The organism is Bradyrhizobium sp. USDA 4486, from assembly GCF_054057995.1.
On the sequence record NZ_JBSRZV010000001.1, the window covers coordinates 3,854,394 to 3,875,778 of the forward strand.

Annotated in this window: 17 protein-coding genes; 5 read left to right on the forward strand and 12 right to left on the reverse strand. The window is 63.2% G+C overall.

Annotation, left to right across the window (positions count from 1 at the left end; translation table 11 throughout):
• Positions 1–146: 146 nt before the first annotated feature.
• On the forward strand, positions 147–1,361 hold the full coding sequence (gene rocD / locus ACVWY3_RS18825) for an ornithine--oxo-acid transaminase (RefSeq protein WP_456839810.1): 1,215 nt from the start codon (positions 147–149) through the stop codon (positions 1,359–1,361).
• A gap of 499 nt (positions 1,362–1,860) precedes the next feature.
• A complete protein-coding gene (locus tag ACVWY3_RS18830) occupies positions 1,861–3,318 on the forward strand; it encodes a Spy/CpxP family protein refolding chaperone (protein ID WP_456839811.1) in 1,458 nt (485 codons plus the stop codon).
• A gap of 114 nt (positions 3,319–3,432) precedes the next feature.
• Here ACVWY3_RS18830 and ACVWY3_RS18835 read toward each other — a convergent pair whose 3' ends face one another.
• The 3 genes from ACVWY3_RS18835 to ACVWY3_RS18845 all read right to left on the reverse strand — a co-directional run bounded on the left by ACVWY3_RS18835 (position 3,433) and on the right by ACVWY3_RS18845 (position 6,580).
• Positions 3,433–3,669 carry a hypothetical protein gene (locus ACVWY3_RS18835; protein WP_456839812.1) on the reverse strand — a complete coding sequence of 79 codons (237 nt, stop codon included), beginning with the start codon at positions 3,667–3,669 and terminating at the stop codon, positions 3,433–3,435.
• Between the two features lie 258 nt (positions 3,670–3,927).
• Positions 3,928–5,601 (reverse strand): arylsulfatase, encoded by a 1,674-nt coding sequence (locus tag ACVWY3_RS18840; RefSeq protein ID WP_456839813.1) that lies wholly within the window; start codon positions 5,599–5,601, stop codon positions 3,928–3,930.
• The gene (locus ACVWY3_RS18845; protein ID WP_456839814.1) at positions 5,591–6,580 is read right to left on the reverse strand and encodes a formylglycine-generating enzyme family protein; all 990 of its coding nucleotides are present in this window, start codon (positions 6,578–6,580) and stop codon (positions 5,591–5,593) included. Before ACVWY3_RS18845 ends, ACVWY3_RS18840 begins: the two co-directional genes overlap by 11 nt.
• A gap of 586 nt (positions 6,581–7,166) precedes the next feature.
• On the opposite strand from ACVWY3_RS18845, the gene ACVWY3_RS18850 reads away from it, so the two are divergent.
• Together ACVWY3_RS18850 and ACVWY3_RS18855 are read left to right on the forward strand one after the other, a co-directional pair.
• Positions 7,167–8,603 (forward strand): outer membrane protein, encoded by a 1,437-nt coding sequence (locus ACVWY3_RS18850; protein WP_456839815.1) that lies wholly within the window; start codon positions 7,167–7,169, stop codon positions 8,601–8,603.
• A gap of 83 nt (positions 8,604–8,686) precedes the next feature.
• The gene (locus tag ACVWY3_RS18855; protein WP_456839816.1) at positions 8,687–9,772 is read left to right on the forward strand and encodes a SphA family protein; all 1,086 of its coding nucleotides are present in this window, start codon (positions 8,687–8,689) and stop codon (positions 9,770–9,772) included.
• An 884-nt stretch (positions 9,773–10,656) separates the two neighbouring features.
• Here the strand turns inward: ACVWY3_RS18855 and ACVWY3_RS18860 are convergent.
• From ACVWY3_RS18860 to ACVWY3_RS18900, 9 genes are all read right to left on the reverse strand, one after another.
• Positions 10,657–11,520, reverse strand: a complete 864-nt coding sequence (locus ACVWY3_RS18860; protein WP_456839817.1) for a sugar phosphate isomerase/epimerase family protein — start codon at positions 11,518–11,520, stop codon at positions 10,657–10,659.
• Positions 11,520–12,725 carry a dihydrodipicolinate synthase family protein gene (locus ACVWY3_RS18865; protein WP_456839818.1) on the reverse strand — a complete coding sequence of 402 codons (1,206 nt, stop codon included), beginning with the start codon at positions 12,723–12,725 and terminating at the stop codon, positions 11,520–11,522. Before ACVWY3_RS18865 ends, ACVWY3_RS18860 begins: the two co-directional genes overlap by 1 nt.
• A gap of 10 nt (positions 12,726–12,735) precedes the next feature.
• Complete coding sequence (locus ACVWY3_RS18870) at positions 12,736–13,887, reverse strand: Gfo/Idh/MocA family protein (protein WP_456839819.1); 1,152 nt, start codon at positions 13,885–13,887, stop codon at positions 12,736–12,738.
• Positions 13,884–15,281 (reverse strand): hypothetical protein, encoded by a 1,398-nt coding sequence (locus ACVWY3_RS18875; RefSeq protein WP_456839820.1) that lies wholly within the window; start codon positions 15,279–15,281, stop codon positions 13,884–13,886. Before ACVWY3_RS18875 ends, ACVWY3_RS18870 begins: the two co-directional genes overlap by 4 nt.
• Positions 15,282–15,496: 215 nt before the next feature.
• Complete coding sequence (locus ACVWY3_RS18880) at positions 15,497–16,339, reverse strand: ABC transporter ATP-binding protein (RefSeq protein ID WP_456839821.1); 843 nt, start codon at positions 16,337–16,339, stop codon at positions 15,497–15,499.
• A gap of 116 nt (positions 16,340–16,455) precedes the next feature.
• Entirely contained in the window at positions 16,456–17,448 is a 993-nt protein-coding gene (locus tag ACVWY3_RS18885; protein ID WP_456839822.1) for an ABC transporter substrate-binding protein, read from the reverse strand.
• A gap of 51 nt (positions 17,449–17,499) precedes the next feature.
• The gene (locus ACVWY3_RS18890; protein WP_235539608.1) at positions 17,500–18,309 is read right to left on the reverse strand and encodes an ABC transporter permease; all 810 of its coding nucleotides are present in this window, start codon (positions 18,307–18,309) and stop codon (positions 17,500–17,502) included.
• Positions 18,310–18,510: 201 nt separating this feature from the next.
• Entirely contained in the window at positions 18,511–19,170 is a 660-nt protein-coding gene (locus tag ACVWY3_RS18895) for a TetR family transcriptional regulator (protein WP_456843397.1), read from the reverse strand.
• 225 nt (positions 19,171–19,395) lie between these two features.
• Positions 19,396–20,244, reverse strand: coding sequence for a VOC family protein (locus tag ACVWY3_RS18900; protein ID WP_456839823.1), 849 nt, complete (start codon positions 20,242–20,244; stop codon positions 19,396–19,398).
• 208 nt (positions 20,245–20,452) lie between these two features.
• Here ACVWY3_RS18900 and ACVWY3_RS18905 point away from each other — a divergent pair, with 208 nt between their 5' ends.
• Positions 20,453–21,346: a sugar kinase gene (locus ACVWY3_RS18905; protein WP_456839824.1), complete on the forward strand. Its 894-nt coding sequence runs from the start codon at positions 20,453–20,455 to the stop codon at positions 21,344–21,346.
• The last annotated feature ends 39 nt before the right edge of the window (positions 21,347–21,385 follow it).

A 21,385-nucleotide genomic window follows, 5' to 3' on the forward strand; every position in this document is an offset into this window, starting at 1 on the left:
ACTATCTGACCTTGCGAGCAAATCGGGCCGCGCCGCGCCATTGGCGCATGAAGGCTTCCAGGGCGGCAGGCTGATACCCAAATCATGCTGAGGCCGCCGGTGCAGTCGGTTGCCAGCCACCGCGCGCCGCAACGGAGTGACGACAGATGAGCTCGTCGGTCATTGATTTCATCGCAACGGAAGCACGCTTTGGCGCCCGCAATTACGAGCCGATCGGGGTCGTCCTGTCGCGCGGCGAAGGCGTCTGGGTCTGGGATACCGAAGGCAACCGTTATCTCGATTGCCTCTCGGCCTATTCCGCGGTCAGCCAGGGCCACTGCCACCCCAAGATCCTGGCGGCGATGGTCGAGCAGGCGCACAGGTTGACGCTCACCTCGCGCGCCTTCCACAACGACCAGCTCGCCTTGTTCTACGAAGAAATCGCGGCGCTCACCGGCTCCCACAAGGTGTTGCCGATGAACAGCGGCGCGGAGGCGGTCGAAAGCGCGATCAAGTCGGTCCGCAAATGGGGCTATGAGGTGAAGGGCGTGCCGGACGGCCAGGCCGAGATCATCATCTGCGCCAACAATTTCCACGGACGCACGCTGGGCATCGTCGGCTTTTCAACCGACCCCGAGACGCGCACGCATTTCGGGCCGTTCGCGCCGGGCTTCAAGATCATCCCGTTCGGCGACGCCGCGGCGCTGGAGGAGGCAATCACCCCGAACACGGTGGCTTTTCTGGTCGAGCCGATCCAGGGGGAAGCCGGTGTCGTCATTCCTCCAGCCGGCTATTTCACCAAAGTGCGGGAGCTCTGCACCGCCAACAATGTGATGCTGGTGCTCGACGAGATCCAGACCGGGCTCGGCCGCACCGGCAAGCTGCTCGCCGAACAGCACGAGGGTATCGAGGCGGACGTCACGCTGCTCGGCAAGGCCATGTCCGGCGGCTTCTATCCCGTCTCGGCCGTGCTCTCGAACAACGACGTGCTCGGCACGCTTAGGCCCGGGCAGCATGGCTCGACCTTCGGCGGCAACCCGCTTGCCTGCGCGGTGGCGCGCGCGGCGATGCGCGTGCTGGTCGAGGAAGGCATGATCGAGAACGCGGCGAGGCAAGGCGCGCGCTTCCTGGAAGGCTTGAAAGGCATTCGTGCCAACACGATCCGCGAGGTGCGCGGGCGCGGCCTGATGCTGGCCGTCGAGCTGCATCCCGAGGCCGGCCGCGCTCGCCGCTACTGCGAGGCGCTTCAGCGCAAGGGCATCCTCGCCAAGGACACTCATGAGCAAACGATCCGCATCGCTCCGCCGCTCGTGATCACCAGCGACCAGGTCGACTGGGCGCTGGAGCGGCTCGCAACCACCCTGACGCAGGATCTCTCTTGAGACTGCCTGCGTCGGAAGATCGCAATGCCGGCGATGGCCAACCACGAACGATTCCGCCAGCCGTGCGTTGAAGGTCGTGGGCTAATACGAGCTGGGAGCGACAATCATGCTTCCGCGTGGCGTTTGCCTGACGGCGGTTTTAGTTGGTGCCTTGATGCTGACGGCGAGCATCAGTGCCTTCGCCCAAGGACCCGGCCAGGGACATGGAAGGGGCGGGCCACCCGGCCCAGCCGCAGCGCCGGCAGCACGGCCAGCAGCACCACCGGCCATGGCCCGTCCAGCGGCGCCGCCAGCCATGGCGCGTCCCGCCGCGCCGGCGTTCCATCCCCCGGCCATGCCGCAGCGGCCGGCGATGGCACCACATCCCGCGCCGCATATTGCCTCACCGCCACCGCGCCCGGCGCCACATTTCGCTGCACCGCCGCCGCGGGCGGCCCCGCACGTGGCGGCGCCACGGCCCGAATTCCATCGGGCGCCCGCAGCACCGCAACGTCCGGCCATGGCTCCCCGGCCGACGCCGCACATCGCGGCTCCCTCGCGGCCCAGCGGACCGCCGGCCGCGAGCGAGCGGCTGTCGCGGCGCGATCAGATCGAACAGCGCGCGCAACAGCGCCAGCAACAAATCCAGCAGCGCCAACAGATCGTGCAGCAGCGGCAGCGCGAGATGCTGGCGCGCCAAACGACGCAGCGTCAGGCCCGCATCGATCGCCTGCAGCAGCGCGTGCAGCAACTCCAATCGCAGAAACCGGAAGGCGCGCGGGCGTTGCGCCAGCAGCAACGGATGCTCCAGGCGCAGAGCCGCTTGCTGAGCCGTGAACAGCGGGCGCAGCAGAGTGACCTGACGCGCCAGCAGCGACTTGGACTGCAAGCTCCGACCGGGCGGGCGCCGGCGATCGCGGCCGCTGCCCAGGCCGTCCAGCGCGGACGGTTTGCCGAGCGCTTCCGCGAGCAGGCCCCTGCGCAAGCCCAGGCGGCGCTCACCACCCGCCAGAGCGGCTGGGCTCCCCGGCAGGCCTGGCGACATCGCCATCCCGCCGTGTTCGTGGCTTGGCTTGGGCCCGTGTTCTGGCCTTATGCCTATTCCGACATTTTCGACTACACGTTCTGGTCCTATGCCTACGAACCCGGCTATTGGGCGTACGCGTATGACGACTTCGTCGACACGGTGTTCTGGGGTGGTGACGGCCCCTATTCCGCCTATGCCAGCATCAACCCGCAGGACTACCCGCAAGCCGGCGGCAGCCGCGTTCGCCAGCGCGCCAGCGTCAGTCCGCGAACGCTCCAGCAATTGTGCGGCACACCGGATAAAGGCGTGACCGCCTGGCCGCTTGCCGACATCGCGCGGGCCGTGCGGCCGACAGCGGAGCAACGCGCACTGCTCGACGAGTTGAAGGCCGCGGCGGCCAACGCTGCCGGTGTGTTCAAGGACTCCTGCGCGGAGACCTATGCCCTGACTCCGCCTGGCCGCCTGCGCGCGATGATGAACCGCATCAGCGCGACGCTGGAAGCCGTCAAGATCGTGCGGCCGGCACTTGAGAATTTCTACAACTCGCTCAGCGACGAGCAGCAGGCCCGCTTCAACGCGCTCGGTCCCAATGTCGGCGAGCGCTCGCCACAGCAGCAAGCCAACGCCGAGGGCTGCGGCGATCCGAAGTCCGGCCTGACGCAGTTACCGATCCAAAGAATCGAGGCTGTGCTCCACCCCGCCGGCAAGCAGAAGGAGGCGCTCGACCGCCTCAGTGACGCGACAGCCAAGGGCGTTGAAGGCCTGCAGGCGGCCTGCCCAAACGACATACCGCTGACGCCGGTTGGACGGCTGGAGGCGATGCAGCACCGGCTCGAGGCCATGCTGACGGCCGCCAAGCTGGTCGAGCCGGCCCTGGACGAGTTCTACGCCACGCTGAGCAGCGAGCAGAAGGCGCGCTTCAACACGCTGCAACAGGTCGCAGGGCCGTGAACGACGTCAGGTGACGCAATCGTCTTGCTGCAAAGCTCGACGAGATCGTGCACGTCGCCGCCGCGGCTCTCTGTGAGAGTGCTGCGGCACGCATACGACAGCCTCGTTCTGACCTCACGCGGCGGAAATCGTCTTCCGCCCAGCATCATTCGCGTTTGTGATCGATTGAGACTGCTCGACCTCACTCGAGACAACGGCGTTGCGTTGCTGGAAGTGAGAAGACAACTCGAGATCGGCCAGATGATCCCAGTATTCTGCTTCTGCGAGCAGCTTCCATTTGTTCATGCTGTTGTACGCGGCCTGTTGGCGGCGCAGTGAGCTCATCGCACGCAAGCGTCGCACTTTATCCACTGCGGACCTCCCTACGCAGCTTGCTTGTTTGCAAGCGCATTTATGCTGCCACAGCTTCGCAGATCGAATTGGCAAGTGATAGCCCGGTGTTTGACGGTGAATCGAAGACAGCGCAATCGTCTGACTTTTCACTGAACGGCCATCGCCCGCTTTGTGCAACCGCGGCAAATGTCGCGAGGGACCAGGAAGAGACACTTCCCCCGGTGCTGCGCGGGGCGGCCTAAGAGGCCGCCCCGCCATGCTGATCATGAATCCAGGCTATTTTGCCATCGCCGCCCTGGCCGCCTCGATTTTCGCCTTCACGGAATCGAGGTTGAAGCTCGCGCCCTTCTGCATCGGCGGAAACTCGATCGCGGTCATGGCCAGCTTCTCGACCTCCTGTTGAACGAACACGAAGCGCCAGAATTCATATTTGAACCAGTCGAAGTATTGTTGCGCGCCGTATTTTGTCCCGCTATCGGGCCATCCCGTCCGCTCGAACGGATCGAGGCGAAGGTTGATCAGGTAGGGAACGTCAACCTTGGTCTTTGCACCGAGCCACCCCTCTGGCTGGTCGATGAAACGGTACTTGAAGTCGTCGATGCGCACAGCCCCAAGCTCGCTCTCGCCGAAGTACCAGATTTCGTGCCGGGCCGACGGTCCCTTGCCGGTGATCATGTCCATCTGATTGTAACCGTCCAGATGGACTTTGTAGGTGCGGTCGCCGATGTGCTTGCCCTTCTTCAGTTCCTCGACAATGTTGGGGTTGCCGGCAGCCGCCAGCAAGGTCGGGAACCAGTCCAGCCCGGAGATGATGCCGTTCTCGACCTTGCCCGCCGGCACCTTGCCCGGCCAGCGGATCATCGCCGGCGCGCGGAAGCCGCCTTCCAAGACCGTACCTTTGCTCTGCGCGAAGGGTGTCTGTCCGCCATCCGGCCAGGTGAAGACCTCGGTGCCGTTATCCGTGGTGAAGATGACGATGGTGTTGTCATCCACGCCCATGTCCTTGAGTTTTTGCATGACGATGCCGACATCGTCGTCGAGCTGGGCCATGCCGGCTTCATGAATCGACCAGCCGTTCTTGGAATTGCGCATCGCCTGGTACTTCGGCGACAAGTGCGTGACGATGTGCATGCGGGTTGGATTGAGCCATAGGAAGAACGGCTTGTTGTCGGCCTTGGCCTTTTCGATGAACTTCAGGGCAAGATCCCGAATTTCGTCGTCCACGGTTTCCATCCGCTTGGGATAGAGCGTGCCGGCGTCCTCGATCCTCTGCTTGCCGACCTTGCCCCAGCGCGGATCCACGGTGGCATCGTCCACATCGGTCGCCCACGTATGCAGCATGTTGCGCGGACCGACGACGTTCAACAGGTCCTGCGGATAACCGGGGTGAGCCGGATCTTCCATGGCGTCGAGGTGATACAAATAGCCGAAGAACTCGTCGAAGCCGTGCACGGTCGGCAGAAACTCGTTCTTGTCGCCAAGATGATTCTTGCCGAACTGGCCGGTGGCATAGCCCATGCCTTTGAGCGCGGTGGCGATGGTCACAGCCTCCGCCGGCAAGCCGGTGGGAGCGCCGGCCTGACCGACCGTGGTCATGCCGGTGCGGATCGGCAGCTCGCCGGTGATGAAGTTGGCCCGGCCTGCGGTGCAGCTCGCCTCGGCGTAGTAATCGGTAAACAGCATGCCTTCTGCCGCGATCTTGTCGAGGTTCGGCGTGCGGCCGGCCATCATGCCACGATGGTAAGCACCGATATTCCAGATGCCGATATCGTCCCCCATGATGACGACGATATTGGGCCGCTGTCCGCTCGGTGCCTGCTGCGCCTGGGCCAGTGCCTTCTCAACCGATGCAGCGGTGCCCAACGCGGACGCGGCGGCAATGCTTGTCGTCGCGAGCAGAACATTGCGGCGGCTCATGTCGCGGGCCTTGTTATCCTTCTCATCGCTCATCATTTGCTCCCTTCCTTATGATGCATCGAAAGCCAACGTGGCTCGTGGACGTATCCGCCGCTTCCGCATGACGCGCAGCCGGGCGATAGCGACGGCAGTAGTTCGGCGCGCAGAGATGCGAGCCGCCTTTGAGAACCTTGCGGGGAATTTTGATCCTGGGCAGCGACGGATCGTGGCTGTCCTGCTCACGCCCGCCGCGTGGATTGTGCGGAATGCAGCACGCCTTGGCCGGATCGGGCTCATGTCTGGTGGACCACCAATCCGTGGTCCACTCCCAGACATTGCCGATCATGTCATGGAGGCCGTAGCCATTCGGCGGGAACGCCATCACCGGCGAGGTTCGCGCGTAACCATCGCTGCTGAGATTCTCGTACGGAAATGCGCCTTGCCAGGTATTCGCCATTGGCTTGCCGCCGGGCATGAGCTCGTCGCCCCAGGCGAACTCGGCTCCGTCGAGTCCGCCGCGCGCGGCAAACTCCCATTCGGCTTCGGTCGGCAAGTCCTTGCCAGCCCATGCCGCGTAGGCCTCGGCATCGCGATAGGCAATGTGGACCACGGGATGAGCGTCGAGGCCGCTGATCGAACTGCGGGGGCCGTATGGCCGGCGCCAGTTGGCGCCAAATTTGAAATTCCACCATTGCGACCAGTCGCGCAAATCGACCGGACGCTTCGGTGGCGTGAAAACCAGCGAGCCTGCCTTGAGCATGTGCGGCAGCGCGCCCGGATAGTCCTTTGCGTCAGGCCGCGTCTCCGCTGACGTCACGTAGCCTGTTGCGTTGACGAACTTGCGGAAATCGCGATTGGTGACCGGCGTCCGGTCCATCCAAAAGCCGCTCACCGAAACGCGATGGACGGGTGCCTCTTCGGCGTAGTGCCTGTCGGAGCCCATGCGAAACGTGCCGCTCGGAATCCAGACCATACCCCTCTCGCTGGGCCCATCCGACAAAGGTAGGCCTGCCGCAACCCCAACGTCGTGCATGCGCTGCTCCCAGCGAATGAGTTTCAAAAAATTGCGTGGGGCACGCGCAAAACTCTCTCGGCAGCTTCCTAGCGTCGATTCTGCCGGGAACGAGCGCGGCTTAACATCTTAGTCAGTCAACATGACCGATCGAACATCTGAAGCAGTGGCACGTTCGCAGCGGCACAACCTTGCTTTGTTGATCTAGATCAATCGAGCAAGGTCGCCTCTTTCCTGCATGCACCTGAAGCCGACATGGCTTGCGGAGGTCTCGACCGGGCATTGCCTGCCGCCGGACGATGGCAGCGGCTGCAATGACAAGAGCAAGGATGCCGGCCGCCTTAAGCACCCGCGCGCACATTTCGGTATTGGATCTTTTAGGCTCAGGCGAACAAGGCGGAGCGGTTCCCGCCGAATGGATCTAGATAGATCCGAGCTGGGGCTTGGCCACGCGAGAGCCGAGAGCAGGTCTGCTAGGGCAAGCGACAACCTGGCCGAGAAATTCCTCCGAGTGTGGCCGGGGGGAGACAGTCAAAAGCATCGCCTTGTAGTTGACTATCCAGCATTGGGAAGATTTGGCAGCGTCGTTACCCGCTTTGGGGGCTCCATGAAATCATTCCTTGCAAGCGTTGCTTTGTTTGCAGTCTGCGTAAGTCTCACAGCGCGTGCCGCGGACTTGCCAGTGAAGGCTCCGCCCGCTTTACCCCCAGCCTACAATTGGTCGGGATTTTATCTCGGTGCAAATCTCGGTGGAGCGTGGACCAGCGGCAGCCTGCCTATCCCAGGTAACAACTTGTATGGCGGCATCACCGAATTCATCGGTGGTGTTCAGGCCGGCTACAATTTTCAAGCTGGCCATCTCTTGTTTGGTGCGGAAGGTGATTTCGATGGGGCGACTTTTGGTCATCCCGTGCTTCCGGCCCCGACGCTCGGCTCGGTCAGCCACAACTGGATTGGGACATTGGCAGGCCGCGTCGGCCTCGTGGAGGATAAGTGGCTCCTCTACGCCAAGCTTGGCGGCGGTTGGGTGCACAGCAATGCCACGCTGAACTTCCCCGGCGTTACCTGGCAGGGGTCCACCACCAGCTCCGGCTGGCTGACTGGAGTGGGTGTCGAGTACGGATTCAAACCGAATTGGACGCTGAAACTCGAATACGATTACATTGGGCTAGGAAGCTGGATTTCGCCCACCGTCCCGCCAATTCAGTTGAACCGTGACCTTCAAATGGTCAAGTTCGGTGCAAACTACAAATTTGAGCGCGGCATTGCCGATACGGTCGCGCCGACAAGAGCCGCGCATTCTGCTGAACCTTCCGAAAATGAAGACCTCGCCCAAAAATCGCAAAACCCTATCGCCGATCTCGTCAGTGTTCCGTTCCAAAGCAATACGAATTTCAACGCCGGGCCGTTCAACCGCACCCAGGAAGTGCTCAACATTCAGCCAGTCATACCGCTGCGCATCAACGCGGACTGGAACGTGATCTCGCGGACCATCATGCCGGTGATCAGTCAACCCAATCCGTTCTTCAACAACAACACGAATGGAATTGGCGACATTACTCAGCAGTTCTTTTTCACCCCCACCCATCCCGGCGTTCTGATCTGGGGTGTCGGTCCCGTCTTTACGGTCCCGTCCGCGACCGATCCGATTCTCGGAACAGGCAAGGTGTTGTTCGGCCCGACCGCCGTTGCCCTCGTGACGCCCGGACATTGGGTGATCGGCGTTCTGGTCAACAACCAGTGGTCAGTTGGCGGCAACCCGTTGCGCCCGCCCGTGAACGAATTTCTCGCGCAGCCATTCGTCAATTACAACATGGCGCACGGGTGGTACCTGACAAGCTCACCGGTGATCACCGCAGACTGGCTGGCAGCGCCGGGTCAGCAGTGGACCGTACCGATTGGCGGCGGCTTTGGTCGAATCTTCAAGCTTGGCGACCAGCCGGTGAGTGCAAATATAGCCGGCTATTACAACGTCGTTCGTCCAACCGGCGCGCCAAACTGGCAATTGCGAGCACAATTGTCTCTACTGTTCCCGGAAAGTTAAGAGTCGTCTTGCAACGAGTGAGATTCGGAAATTTGTGGTCGCGCAACTCTGGTGCGTTGCAGGCCGTGAAAGGGGAGATCGCGATGAAGGGCAGGAAATTGATACCAAGGCCTAGTGTCGTTTTGCGGCCGGGTTTGGCGGCAGTCGCCGCCTTGCTCGTTCTCCTCTCCAATGCGGCTCGCGCCGATGAAAATGGCATCAGCTTCTGGATACCCGGCTTCTTTGGTAGCCTCGCTGCCGTGCCTCAGCAGGCGCCGGGCTGGTCGGTGACCACAGTTTACTATCACACCTCTGTTTCCGCCGGCGGCGACGTCGCGCGGGCACGCGAGATCACGCTTGGTCGCTTTCCCGCGAATCTGACGGCCACCGTGAACGCGAACGTCAATGCGAACGTGGATCTTGGCCTTGTGGCCGGAACTTACACCTTTGCGACGCCTGTGCTGGGCGGCCAGGCTTCTGCCACCCTGTTGGCGACCTATGGCTCTAACTCCACGTCGCTGGCGGGATCGCTCGTTGGGACATTGACGGGACCGGGCGGCGGAACGCTCCCCTTCTCCCGGTTTGACAGCATCGACAGCTCGCTCATTGCATTCGGCGACCTGATCCCGCAGTTCGCGCTGCGCTGGAATGCAGGTGTCAACAATTACATGACGTACATTACCGCCGATCTTCCGGCCGGCGCTTACCAGTCGAACCGGCTGGCGAATTTGGGGATCGGGCACTGGGCGATCGACGCGGGCGGCGGCTACACCTACTTCGATCCAAAGACCGGGCATGAATTTTCGACGGTGCTGGGATTCACCTACAACTTCGTCAACCCCTCGACCCAATATCAAAGCGGCGTTGACATGCACCTCGACTGGGGCGCATCGCAATTCCTGACCAAGCAGTGGCAGGTCGGCCTCGTCGGTTACCTCTATCAGCAACTCGGCTGCGACAGCGGCTCCGGCGATCGCGTCGGCTGCTTCCGGTCGCGCGTGGTCGGCGTCGGCCCGCAGGTTGGTTACATTTTCCCAGTTGGAGACATGCAGGGGTATCTGAACCTGAAGGCCTACGGCGAATTCGCCAATGAAAATCGGCCGGCGGGCTGGAACGTCTGGCTGACGTTCAATCTTCAGCCTGCGGCGCCAACGCCGCCGACATCCACAAGGCCCAGATTCACGAAATAGCAATAGCGGTGATGCTGCCACTGGTGCCGTGCTGAAGGATAAATCCGGTGCGGCGGTAGCAACCCGATCAGCCACTCCGCAGGCGTGGGGACATGTTCGAGTTGGGTCACACTCGAAAAACTCAATCTGGGCATAATGCGTCTGCTTTCGAGCGGACGGCGTCCAACCGCCTCCCGCCGAGCCACACGTTGAGCCTGCCCTGAGGCCGTGATTCAAGTTCCCAAACTGGCGGCTCGAATCATGCTACGAACTCACAGGTATGGCGTGGGCTGCCATCAAGCCAACGTTGCCGAACAAGCCGCGGCGGATATGCCGTCCCGGCGGCGGGAAGCACTAAAGCCGCGATGAGATTTGGATGAATCGTCATCGCGCTTTAGGTTGTTGTTTGCGCATGATCTTTCCGGAAAACCGCTTCGCACTTTTCCGGATCATGCTTTAAGTCTCGATCCGTTCAGTTTTGCGGAATGGCTGTAGAGCTTCTCGCGACCTCACTCGAGGCGGCAATAGCTGTCCGGGCATGTCATTGAATATGCGACCAGTCCGCCCGCTTCCGCAAATTCGCGAAGCGGACAAATTGCGAGAATTCGGCTCTTCGCCGTCAATTCGACTATCATCACAACAATGGCCCCGACGGTTGCACGTCGGGGCCATTCGAGATCAACAGGCCTGGGTACATCCGCCGCGTCTGCTGATCGTTGATGCCACGGATCACCACATCCAATCTGGCGCAGACTGTGACGCGGCTGCGGCATCGAGATGATGATATTCTGCCTGGGACTGATGGGCGTCCACCTCACCATTGGTGGTACTCCCACCGGCTTGCTGCTGCGCCAGAAGGTGCGCCGCAACAGATCGCAGGCCCCGCGGGGGCGCACTGATGTTAACTACACCACCGTCTTGTGCCGCGCGATGCAGGTGCGGAGCACCTCGTCCATCGGCTTGCCCCACCAGTCGTTGGAGAAGATTTCGATCTCCGAATAGCCGGCAAAGCCCTGCGCTTCGACTGCCTGACGCACCGATTTGATGTCGATGACGCCGTCGCCCATCATGCCGCGGTCGTTGAGGATGTCCTTGGTCGGCACCAGCCAGTCGCAGACATGGAAGGCGAGCAGGCGATCCTTGCCGGCACGCGCGATCTGGCTCATCAGCTCCGGGTCCCACCAAATGTGATAGACGTCGAGCGCGACGCCGAGCATGCCGCTGCGGCCCGGGTCGAGCCGGTCGCAGATATCGAGCGCCTGCTTCGTGGTGTTCACGCAGGCGCGGTCAGCTGCATAGGCCGGGTGCAAGGGCTCGATCGCCAGCGGCAGCTTTGCCTGCTTCGCATAGTCGAGCATGTCGGCGAGCGCTTCCTCGACCTGCCCGCGCGCCGCCACGATATCCTTCGAGGCTTCGCTGCCAGGCCGCGAATATTGCGGCAGGCCGCCGACGACCAGCACGATGCAGGATGCGCCCATCGCCTTGGCTTCGTCGACACAGCGCCGGTTGTCGTCCCGCACCTCGCCCCGGCGCGAGGTATCAGAGGTGAACATGCCGCCGCGGCAATAGCCTGAGAGATCAAGGCCAGCGTCGCGCACCGCGCGTGCGGCGCGATCGAGACCGACGGCAGCGACCTGGTCGCGCCAGGGATCGATGGCGCGGATGCGGTGCCTGGCACAGGCATCGATGATCTCGACGAGATTACCCTGCTTGCGGACGGTCGCCGTGTTCAGCGACAGCCAGCGATGATCGGACGAAAAATCACGCATCAGGGTTCGATGCCGTGGATGGCGAGCACGGTCTTCATCCGCTGCGTCGCGAGTTCGGGATTGGCGAGCAGGCCGGCCTTGTCGGCGAGACGGAACAGCTCGGCCAGATGCAGCGTGGAGCGCGTGCTCTCCTGACCGCCGACCATGGTGAAATGATCCTGGTGGCCGTTCAGATACGCCATGAACACCACGCCCGTCTTGTAGAAGCGCGTCGGCGCCTTGAAGATGTGACGCGACAGCGGCACGGTCGGCCCGAGCACGTCATGGAAGCCGGCCTCGTCGCCGGCCGCCAGCCGCGACAGCGCGTAGGATGCCGCCGGCGCGATCGCATCGAAGATGCCGAGCAGCGCGTGCGAAAAACCTTGGCTATCGCCAGCGATCAGCTCCGCGTAATTGAAGTCGTCGCCGGTGTACATCTTGATGCGCTTGTCGAGACGACGGCGCATGTCGATCTCGCGCTGCTTGTCGAGCAGCGAGACCTTGACGCCGTCGACCTTGGCGGCGTTGCTGTTGATGATGGCCACCGCAATGTCCATCGCCTTGTCGAGATCCTTGTTGCCCCAGTATCCGGCCAGGGCCGGATCGAACATGTCGCCGAGCCAGTGGATGATGACGGGTTCACGAACCTGCGACAGCACGCGGTTGTAGACATTGGCGTAGTCGTCGGCGCTGCGACCGAGCTTTGCCAGCGCGCGCGACGCCATCAGGATGATGCGCCCGCCGACCTTCTCGACGGCCGAGAGCTGTTCCTCATAGGCCTGGATCACGTCGCCGAGGTTTTTGGCATCCTCCACCGCGAGGTGATCGGTGCCGGCGCCGGAGAACACCAGAGCGTTGCGGCGCTTTGCGGCATTGACCGAACGCGTGATCAGCTCCAGCGATGTCGGCCAGTCCAGGCCCATGCCGCGCTGCGCGGTGTCCATGGCTTCGGCAACGCCGAGGCCGAGGTCCCAGACATGCTCGCGGAAGGCGATGGTCTTGTCCCAGTCGACGGCGACCGAGAGCCAGGGGTCGTTGTCCGCGAACGGATCGGCGACCGTATGCACGGCCGAGAACGCGATGCGGTTCAATGGCCCCTCGAGCTTGGCGGGAAATGTGCGCGAGGCCGCGAGCTGGTAGGTCTCGATCGAGCGATCGGCCTTCGGCAGCTTGAGTGACAATGACGACATTGAAGGAGCGGACTTGGGCAGGACGGGCTTGTTCATGTCTGCCTCCTCAGGCCTTGATCGGGGCGACATCGATCCAGCGCCGCTCCCTCCAGCTCTTCAGCGCGCATTCGGCGAGCTGCACGCCCTTGGCGCCTTCGAGCAGCGTGAACTTGTAGGGCGCATCCTCGTAGACGTGGCGGATGAACATCTCCCACTGCTCCTTGAAGCCGTTGTCATAGGTGACATTGTCGGGCATCTTCTGCCAGTCGCCGTAGAAATCGTGCAGCCGCTTCTCGTCGGGATTCCACACCGGCCGCGGCGTTGCCTGCCGCGCCTGGATCATGCAGTCGGTGAGCCCCGCGACCGCCGAGCCGAGCGTGCCGTCGACCTGGAAGGTGACGAGGTCGTCGCGATAGACGCGCGTCACCCAGGACATGTTGATGTGGGCGATCACGCCGCCCTTGAGCTGGAACGTCGCGTAGGCGGAATCATCCGCGGTCGCCTTGTACTTGTTGCCCTGCTCGTCGTAGCGCTCGGGAATGTCGGTGTTGCCGATGCACATCACGCTCTCGACCTCGCCGAAGAGATTGTCGAGCACGTAGCGCCAGTGGCAGACCATGTCCAGGATGATGCCGCCGCCATCCTCGCTGCGGTAGTTCCAGGACGGCCGCTGCGCCTCCTGCCAGCCGCCTTCGAACACCCAATAGCCGAACTCGCCGCGCACCGAGAGGATACGGCCGAAGAAGCCGGAGTCGCGCAGGAAGGCGATCTTCTTCAACCCCGGCAGGAACAGCTTGTCCTGCACCGTGCCGTGCTTGACGCCCTTGGCATTGGCGAGCTTCACGACCTCGACGGCTTCCTCGAAATTCGTCGCGATCGGCTTCTCGCAATAGACGTGCTTGCCGGCATTGATGGCCTGGGTCAGCAGGCCCGGGCGCGCCTGCGTGGTCGCGGCGTCGAAGAACATGGTGTCGTTCTTGTCGGCGAGCGCGGCATCGAGATCGGTGGTCCAGCGCGTGATGTTGTAGCGCTTGGCGAGCGCCTCGACCTTCTCGGCGCTGCGGCCGACCAGGATCGGATCGGGCATCACGCGATCGCCGTTCTTCAGGCGGACGCCGCCCTGGTCGCGGATCGCGACGATCGAACGGATCAGATGCTGGTTGAGCCCCATGCGGCCGGTGACGCCGTTCATGATGAGGCCGAGGCGTTGGGTGGTCATGCTAGTTGCTCCCAGAGTGATCTTGGCTGTTCGAGCGGGCGGAGCGCCGACCAGTCCGGATGGACCGACGTCGCAAAGCCCACTGTGTAGAGCGATCCCGTCAGGAGATCGCCGTTATGAATCTTGAGGCGGATGCCGTGGCCATCATCGGCATAGAGATCGGGATGCGCCGCCGCAAAGGCCGCAGCTTCGGCGGCGGGTGCTTCGCCAAAACCGTCGACATAGTGGTGGCCGTTGCGCTCGGCATGGGTCACGCCGATGAAGGCACCCAGCGCGAGGTCCTGCTGGACGGCAAGGCCAGCCTGGCAGGTAAGGTCCTCGCCGGTGACGAAGAACCGCTCGCCGGCCGCACTCCACTTCGCCGCGCGCGTGGCGTTGACGATGGACTTGTAGAGCCCCTTGCAGGATTTCGAGGACATGCCGCAATAGCCGAGCGCCCGCGCCGCCGGAAAGGCATCGTAGGAATCGTCGGCCTCGTCGATGATGAAGCCGTATGCGGCGAGCGGACCCAACGGCGATTGCCGCGTGATGTCGCGCGGCATCGGCTGCTCGACATAGAGCAGGTGCGAGGCGATCGGCCGCAAGGCGGCATCGCGATCGATCAGGTCCATCAGCGCTTGCAGCGCGGCCAGATCGGCGTACTGCTCATTGGCGTCGAGCGTCACCTTGGTCTCGCGTCGGAGCGTATCGAGCTCCCTGCCGATCCGTGCCAGACGGGCGGCATCGGCGGCGGGATCGCCTGACAGCTTCAGCTTGAAATAGTTTGCACCGGCGTTCTCGTGCGCATCGGCAACGCCGCCTTGACCTTCGATGGGATCGTCAAGGCCGACGGTATGCCGGACGGCAACGCGCGGCAGCGGCCTTCGGCCGGCGAGGAACGTGGCGAGATCGGCGTCCTTCAGATCAGGCGAAAGCCGCGCATCAATGCCCGCGACGTTACCTGCCATGCCGTCGAAGAAGCTGGTCGCGGTGGCACGTAGCAGTCCATCGAGGATCGCCTTGTCGATCTCCGCCGGGCCATAGGCTGCGGCAAGCGGTGGAATGTTCTCCTTCGCGCAAGCCGCGACCTGGGCACCGATGCAGGAGGCGTGCAGACCGAATGCCGTCTGGAAACCGGTTTGCGCCAGATAGAGATCGCGCGCGATCTGGAGCGATCTGCGCAGGCCGTCGACCGTCTGTGCCGGCGACAGCTCCGGCCGCTTGTCGAACCATTTCGGCACCAGCAGCTCGGCAGCCGCACCGACCACGACGCCCCTGCCCTCGACCTCGATCTCCACCCGCACGAACAGCTGCGGCGTCGCCTTGATGGTAACGGCGCCAAAGCGGAACGGCCGCGCGAACTGCACGGGTCGCTCGAAGAAGGCGATGTCTCGCAGCTTCAGGCGCGGGGACATGGTGCACCCGAATGATCGTTGGTGACGTCAGTGCGGCCGCAGCGGTGGCCGTGCACCTCTCCCGCTTGCGGGAGAGGTCGGCACGAAGTGCCGGGTGAGGGTTTTCTCCTTTGCGAGGTTCTCGCCTGCGGAGACACCCTCTCCCCAACCCTCCCCCGCAGGCGGGGGAGGGAGCGCACCGGGCATGTGGTGGCTCCGGAGAACATCACTCGCCTCTAGTCCAATGCACCTTGCGAGAAGAAATGCTTGCGGATGCGTTGCACGAGTTCGGTAAACACCGGGTCGGCCATCACGTCGAGCGAGCGCGGGCGCGGCAGCGGCACGTCGTAGATGGCGGCGACTGCGCCGGGGCGCTCGGTCATGACCAGCACGCGGTCGGCGAGGAACACGGCTTCCGGAATCGAATGCGTGATCAGCAGCACGGTCTTCTTGGTCTCGCGCTGGATCCGCATCAGCTCGACATTCATGCGTTCGCGCGTCAGCGCATCGAGCGCGCCGAACGGCTCGTCCATCAGCATGATCCTGGGATCATGCACCAGCGCACGGCAGATCGAGGCGCGCTGCTGCATGCCGCCGGAGAGCTGCCAGGGCAGCTTCTTTTCGAAGCCTTCGAGACCGACCAGCTTCAGCAGCGACCTGGCCCGATCGAGATATTCCTGCCGCGGCAGCCGCTTCATGTCGATCGGCAGCATCACGTTGTTGAGGATGTTGCGCCAGGGCAGCAGCAGCGCGTTCTGGAACACGATGCCGACATTGCCGTGCGGCTTCGTCACCTTCTCGCCCTCGACCAGCACCTCGCCCGTAGTCGGCGGCAGCAGCCCCGAGATCAGCTTGAGCAGCGTGGACTTGCCGCAGCCCGATGGGCCGACCACGACGAAGAACTCGCCGTCATTGATGTGGAAGTCGAGCGGACGCAGCGACGGCACGTCGCCGTCGCGCGTCCGGTAGGTCTTCGATACGCCTGACAGTTTGATGCCCGAGGCATCGCTGGCCCGGTCGCTCACCAGTCTCAGATGCGCGGCCGGCTGCACGTCAGCTATCTTGGTTGCTGGGTTCATTCAAACAGGTCCACTCCACGATATGCTCGTCATTCCGGGGCGATGCGAAGCATCGAACCCGGAATCTCGGGATTCCGGGCTCGCCCTGCGGGCGCCCCGGAATGACAGTGTTTGCCTCACGAGCCACTCTTCGGCAGATAGTCGTTGGTGTAGAACGCCTTCGGATTCTCCTTGGCCTTGGCATCGAGGCCGCCATATTCGACCATCAGGTTGACCGTCTCAGTCATGTTCTGGTCGGTGACCTGGAACGGCCGCTTGCTCCTGGTTTCCGCGGTCCGGTACAGCGGAATGGTCAGCTCAAAGCCCTGCGTCAGCGTCTCGATCTTGCCGCCCTTGGGGTTGGCATCGAGGATCGATTGCGCGGCCGCCTTCGGCTCCTTCTCGGCAGCTTCGACCGCCTTGGTCGTCGCCGACATGAAGCGGCGGACGAGATCGGCATTGGCCTTCACATAGTCGGAGTTGGCGATGATGCCGGAGGACACCATGTTGATGCCGTAGTCGGCGAACTTGATCGGATAGACGTCCTTGCCGGTGGCGTCCTTGATCTTCATCGACTGGTCCATGACGTAGCCGAGCAAGAGGTCGGCCTGGCCGTTGATGACCGCGTTGAGCTTGGTCTGGCCGTCGCCGGCGACGGTCTTGAAATCGCTTTCCTTGAGGCCGGTCTTCTTCAGGAACAGCGGCCAGATCTGGGTCATGGAGTCGGCCGGCGTGATCGCCACCGTCTTGCCCTTGATGTCCTCGGGCTTCTTGATGTTCTTGTCGGCAAAACCCATGGCGGACATCGGTGAGGTCTGCAGCAGCACGCCGGTCGCGATCACGGGCGCGCCCTTGATCGCGGCGCGCATCATGGTAGGCACGTCGACATAGCCGAAATCAGCGGTCTTGGCGGCGACGGCCTGCGTGGTTGCAGCGGAGCCGCGGCCTTCCTGGATCTCGAGGTCGATGCCCTCGGCGGCATAGATGCCCTTCGCCTTGCCGTAATAGAACGGCGCGTGCTCGCCATAGACGTACCAGTTCAGCATCAGCACGACCTTGTCGGCCGCCTGCGCCGGCATGGCCGCAAACACCATCAGCGCCGCAGATGCAGCCCCAATCCACCGCCTCATTGCACTCTCCCTATCGTTGTTGTTTCGGCCGTTGCTGGGCCGTTGCTTAAGTTAAGATGCGAAAATCACGTCTTCGCGCTGGCTGACATGCCAGGGAATGACCAGCTTCTCGATGCGGTCCACGATCCAGAACAGGATGACGCCGAGCAGTGCCAGGATCACGAGCGCCGCGAACATGGTCGGCAGGTCGAAGGTGCCGATCGAGCGCTGCATGACGTAGCCGATGCCGGAATTCGAGCCGACGAACTCGCCGACGACGGCGCCGACCACGGCGAGCGTCACCGAAACTTTGAGGCCGGAGAAGATTGCCGGCAGCGCATGCGGCAGGTTCACCGCGCGGAACACCTGGAAGCGGCTGCCCTGCATGGCGCGGGCGAGATCGACCATGTCAGGATCGACCGACTTGAAGCCCTGCACCGCGGAGACGACCACCGGGAAGAAGCCGAGCAAGAAGGCCGAGATCACCTTCGGCAGGATGCCGAAGCCGAACCAGACCACGAACAGCGGCGCAATCGCGATCTTCGGCACGGACTGGGAGAACACCAGCAGCGGATAGACGTAGCTCTCCACCGTCTTCGAGCCCGCGATCAGCATCGCCACGGGAATGCCGAACAGCGCCGAAAGCACGAAGCCCCAGATGGTCGCATAAGTCGTTGGCCAAGACTGGCGCAGCAGTTCCGGCCAGTCGCTGCGCAGCACGGCGACGACGTCGGCCGGTGCCGGGATCTGATAGGCGGGAATCTTGAACAGCCGGATCGAAAGATCCCAGGCGACGACGATGAACACCAGGAACAACAGCGGCCGCACCCAGGCCGCATTCAGCATCTTGGACACCGCACCCTGCGGCTTCACTTCAGCCACGTCTCACTCCCGGCATTCTTTCTTCGTTCGGGCGAGAAATTAACCCGTTGGATAAATACTGTCCAGAGCTTTCCCTGTGACGTTTCGCATCGGGTTCCAGATCGTCATTCCGGGGCGATGCGAAGCATCGAACCCGGAATCTCGAGATTCCGGGTTCGGTCCTACGGACCGCCCCGGAATGACAGTGGAGAGCTTAGGGGACTAAACCGTCTGCGCCACCGCGCTCCGCGATTTCGCGGGCTTGGCGATCTCGAACAGCGCGGCCGACTGGCCCGTCAGCGCGGCCAGCACGAGACCGACCATATGCGAAAGCCGCTCGTCCTTGGCGTCCTTGGCGAGCAGGTCGCGGCCGAAGATCACGCTGAGCGTGGCCGAGTTGGAGAGATAGAAGAAGCAGAGGGCCGCGATCGAGATGTAGAGCTGGACCGGATCGACCGCGACCTGGAACTCGCCGCTTTCGACGCCGCGCCGCACCACGGTGCGGATCATCTCGACGAAGGGCGAGTGCATCGACTTGACCTTGGTCGATTTCTTCAGGTGCTTGGCGCGCGCGAGGTTCTCGGTCTGCAGCAACGAGAGGAATTCCGGGTTGCGCAGAAAGTAATTCCAGGTGAACTCGATCAGGCGCCGGATCGCCTCGGGCGGATCGAGATGTTCGAGATCGAGTCCGCGCTCCTCGCTGCGGATCTTGTCATAGGCGCCTTCGAGCACCGCCAGATAAAGCTCGTCCTTGTTGCCGACGTGGTAATACAGCATGCGCTTGTTGGCGCCGGCTTTCGCCGCGATGCGGTCGACGCGCGCACCGGCGAGCCCGTGAGCGGAGAACTCCTGCTTGGCGGCTTCGAGAATGCGCAGCCGCATCCCCTCGGGGTCGCGCTGCCATTTCAGAGTTCGCTTTGCGGTTGCCTTGGCCAAACCGGGTGCTCGCTGGGTGTTCTCAGGATTCCGTGTAACACGAGGACGCACGTTTGAGAAAGCAGGGACGCCGGCTAGCTCCGTCATTCCGGGATGGTCCGAAGGACCAGACCCGGAATCTCGAGATTCCGGGTTCGATGCTTTGCATCGCCCCGGAATGACTCCATCCCCTCACTCCACCGGCTTCGGCGAGCGCTCCAGCAGCACGGTCTGGATGCCGCAGGTGCCGCTGCGCACCGTCATGATGCGCGTGCCGGGCTTGCGGCCGTTGCGGATCTCGCTGACGTCGAGGCCGGCGGCGATCAGGCGGGCGCGGGCGACGTCGATGTCGGCGACGCGCCAGCTCAGGCCCCAGAGCCGGTCGTGCTGGGCATCGCCGCCCGCCACGGGACGTCGCACCACCTCGATGATGAGATCACCGCAGCGGAAGAACATCAGCTGCCCCCAGTCGTGGTGCGAGCGGTCGAGCGCGAGATCGAGCCCGAGCCGCGCGCCATAGAGCGCTGCGGCACCATCGGAATCCTCGGTGGTGATGACGACGTGATCGAGCCCCTCGATCGGCGCGACGTCGGTCGCGACCGACTTCGGCCGCTCCTCGGCGAGCTCGAGGAAGAACATGCGCACGCCGCGCGTCAGCTCGGTGGCGGGGCGCGTGCGCTTCCAGTGCAGGGCCGCACCGCTCGCATCGTCGCTGCTCTCGACCTCGGCGACCGGATCAGGCTTCAGCGCCACCCGCTCCAGCCGCCGGTGCATCTTGCCGATGTCTGCGACACGGAAGCAGAGGCTCGCGAGCACGCCGTCATGGTCGTCGAGCAGCGCACGCATGCGGTCGGCGGTCGCGGTGAAGCCGCTCGGCGCCATCAATTCGATCGTCATGTTGTCGAGCGTGAACAGCACCCGGTCGGCGCCCTCGCCCGAGTTCTGCCAGGCCGGCGCGCGGCCGAGGAGCGTCTGATAGGCCACCTTGGCCGCGCCGATGTCCCTGACCAGAGCGACGACGTGATCGAGGCCGGTGATCATATGTCCCCCCTTTTGAACGGCCTGGAACCGCGCGCCGAAAGACGGCGTTTGTCCGGGCTTGGCATGGGCCTGACATGGTCGTATTCCGGCACCATGCCGACCTCAAGCGCTTCGGGGCGGTTTTGCGAATAATTTCAGCGTCTCAGACGCGGAACCGGTGCTAGAGTAAGTGCGCCGGCCGGGACCACAAGCGCATCACGGACAAGCAATGCAGGCTCTCTTCATCGGACAGACCTATATCGACGTCGTCTTCATCACCGACCACATGCCGACCGGCGACGAAAAGCACGTGGCCAAGGACTACGCGGTGTCCTTCGGCGGCAACGCGGTGACGGCGGCGTTCTGCTGCGCCAAGCTCGGCATCGTGCCCGACCTGATCGCGACGGCGGCCAATGACTGGCTGGGGCGCATGTTCCAGGACATGTGCGCGAAATACGGCATCTCGCTGCACGGGCGGAAGGTCAACCAGTCCTCGCTGTCCTTCATCATGCCCAAGGACGGCAAGCGCGCCATCGTCCGCTGCCGCGACGACGAGCACATCCACCCTTTTCCGATGCTCAATCTCGGCGGCTGCCGCGCGCTGCATGTCGATGGCCATCAGCCGGACGCGGCGATCCACTACGCCAAAGTGTGCCGCGAGGCCGGCATCCTGACCTCGCTCGACGGCGGCGGCCTGCGCACCAACACGCATGAGCTCCTGGAGTTCATCGACGTCGCGATCGTCGCCGAACGTCTCTGCGAGCAGATGGATCTGACGCCGGAGAAGATGCTCGATTATCTCAAGAGCCGCGGCTGCAAGATCGGCGGCGTCACCATGGGTGAGAAGGGCCTGCTCTGGTACGACGAGACCGGGACGGTTCAGGTGATGCCGGCAATGCCGATCCCGCGCGAGCGCGTGATCGACACCAACGGCGCCGGCGACGTCTTCCACGGCGCCTATGTCTATTCTTATCTGGCCCATCCGGGCAAAAGCTGGCGCGAGCATTTCGATTTTGCCCGTGCCGCTTCGACCTACAAGATCCAGCGCCTCGGCAACGAGGCGGGCCTGCCGACACTTGTCGACATCGCCAAGGTCCGGCACGAGTTCGAGGTCAGGGTTTAGGCTTTTTGTTCTTGTTCGAGCATGATCTTATCGGAACAC

Bases quoted from the DNA above. Each gene is read 5' to 3' on its own strand.
- ACVWY3_RS18855 (WP_456839816.1), top strand. From the start codon at position 8,687: ATGAAGGGCAGGAAATTGATACCAAGGCCTAGTGTCGTTTTGCGGCCG.
- ACVWY3_RS18840 (WP_456839813.1), bottom strand. From the start codon at position 5,601: ATGAGCGATGAGAAGGATAACAAGGCCCGCGACATGAGCCGCCGCAAT.
- ACVWY3_RS18865 (WP_456839818.1), bottom strand. From the start codon at position 12,725: ATGAACAAGCCCGTCCTGCCCAAGTCCGCTCCTTCAATGTCGTCATTG.
- ACVWY3_RS18830 (WP_456839811.1), top strand. From the start codon at position 1,861: ATGGCTCCCCGGCCGACGCCGCACATCGCGGCTCCCTCGCGGCCCAGC.
- ACVWY3_RS18905 (WP_456839824.1), top strand. From the start codon at position 20,453: ATGCAGGCTCTCTTCATCGGACAGACCTATATCGACGTCGTCTTCATC.
- ACVWY3_RS18870 (WP_456839819.1), bottom strand. From the start codon at position 13,887: ATGACCACCCAACGCCTCGGCCTCATCATGAACGGCGTCACCGGCCGC.
- rocD (WP_456839810.1), top strand. From the start codon at position 147: ATGAGCTCGTCGGTCATTGATTTCATCGCAACGGAAGCACGCTTTGGC.
- ACVWY3_RS18900 (WP_456839823.1), bottom strand. From the start codon at position 20,244: ATGATCACCGGCCTCGATCACGTCGTCGCTCTGGTCAGGGACATCGGC.
- ACVWY3_RS18850 (WP_456839815.1), top strand. From the start codon at position 7,167: ATGAAATCATTCCTTGCAAGCGTTGCTTTGTTTGCAGTCTGCGTAAGT.
- ACVWY3_RS18895 (WP_456843397.1), bottom strand. From the start codon at position 19,170: ATGCGGCTGCGCATTCTCGAAGCCGCCAAGCAGGAGTTCTCCGCTCAC.
- ACVWY3_RS18860 (WP_456839817.1), bottom strand. From the start codon at position 11,520: ATGCGTGATTTTTCGTCCGATCATCGCTGGCTGTCGCTGAACACGGCG.
- ACVWY3_RS18885 (WP_456839822.1), bottom strand. From the start codon at position 17,448: ATGAGGCGGTGGATTGGGGCTGCATCTGCGGCGCTGATGGTGTTTGCG.
- ACVWY3_RS18880 (WP_456839821.1), bottom strand. From the start codon at position 16,339: ATGAACCCAGCAACCAAGATAGCTGACGTGCAGCCGGCCGCGCATCTG.
- ACVWY3_RS18845 (WP_456839814.1), bottom strand. From the start codon at position 6,580: ATGCACGACGTTGGGGTTGCGGCAGGCCTACCTTTGTCGGATGGGCCC.
- ACVWY3_RS18875 (WP_456839820.1), bottom strand. From the start codon at position 15,281: ATGTCCCCGCGCCTGAAGCTGCGAGACATCGCCTTCTTCGAGCGACCC.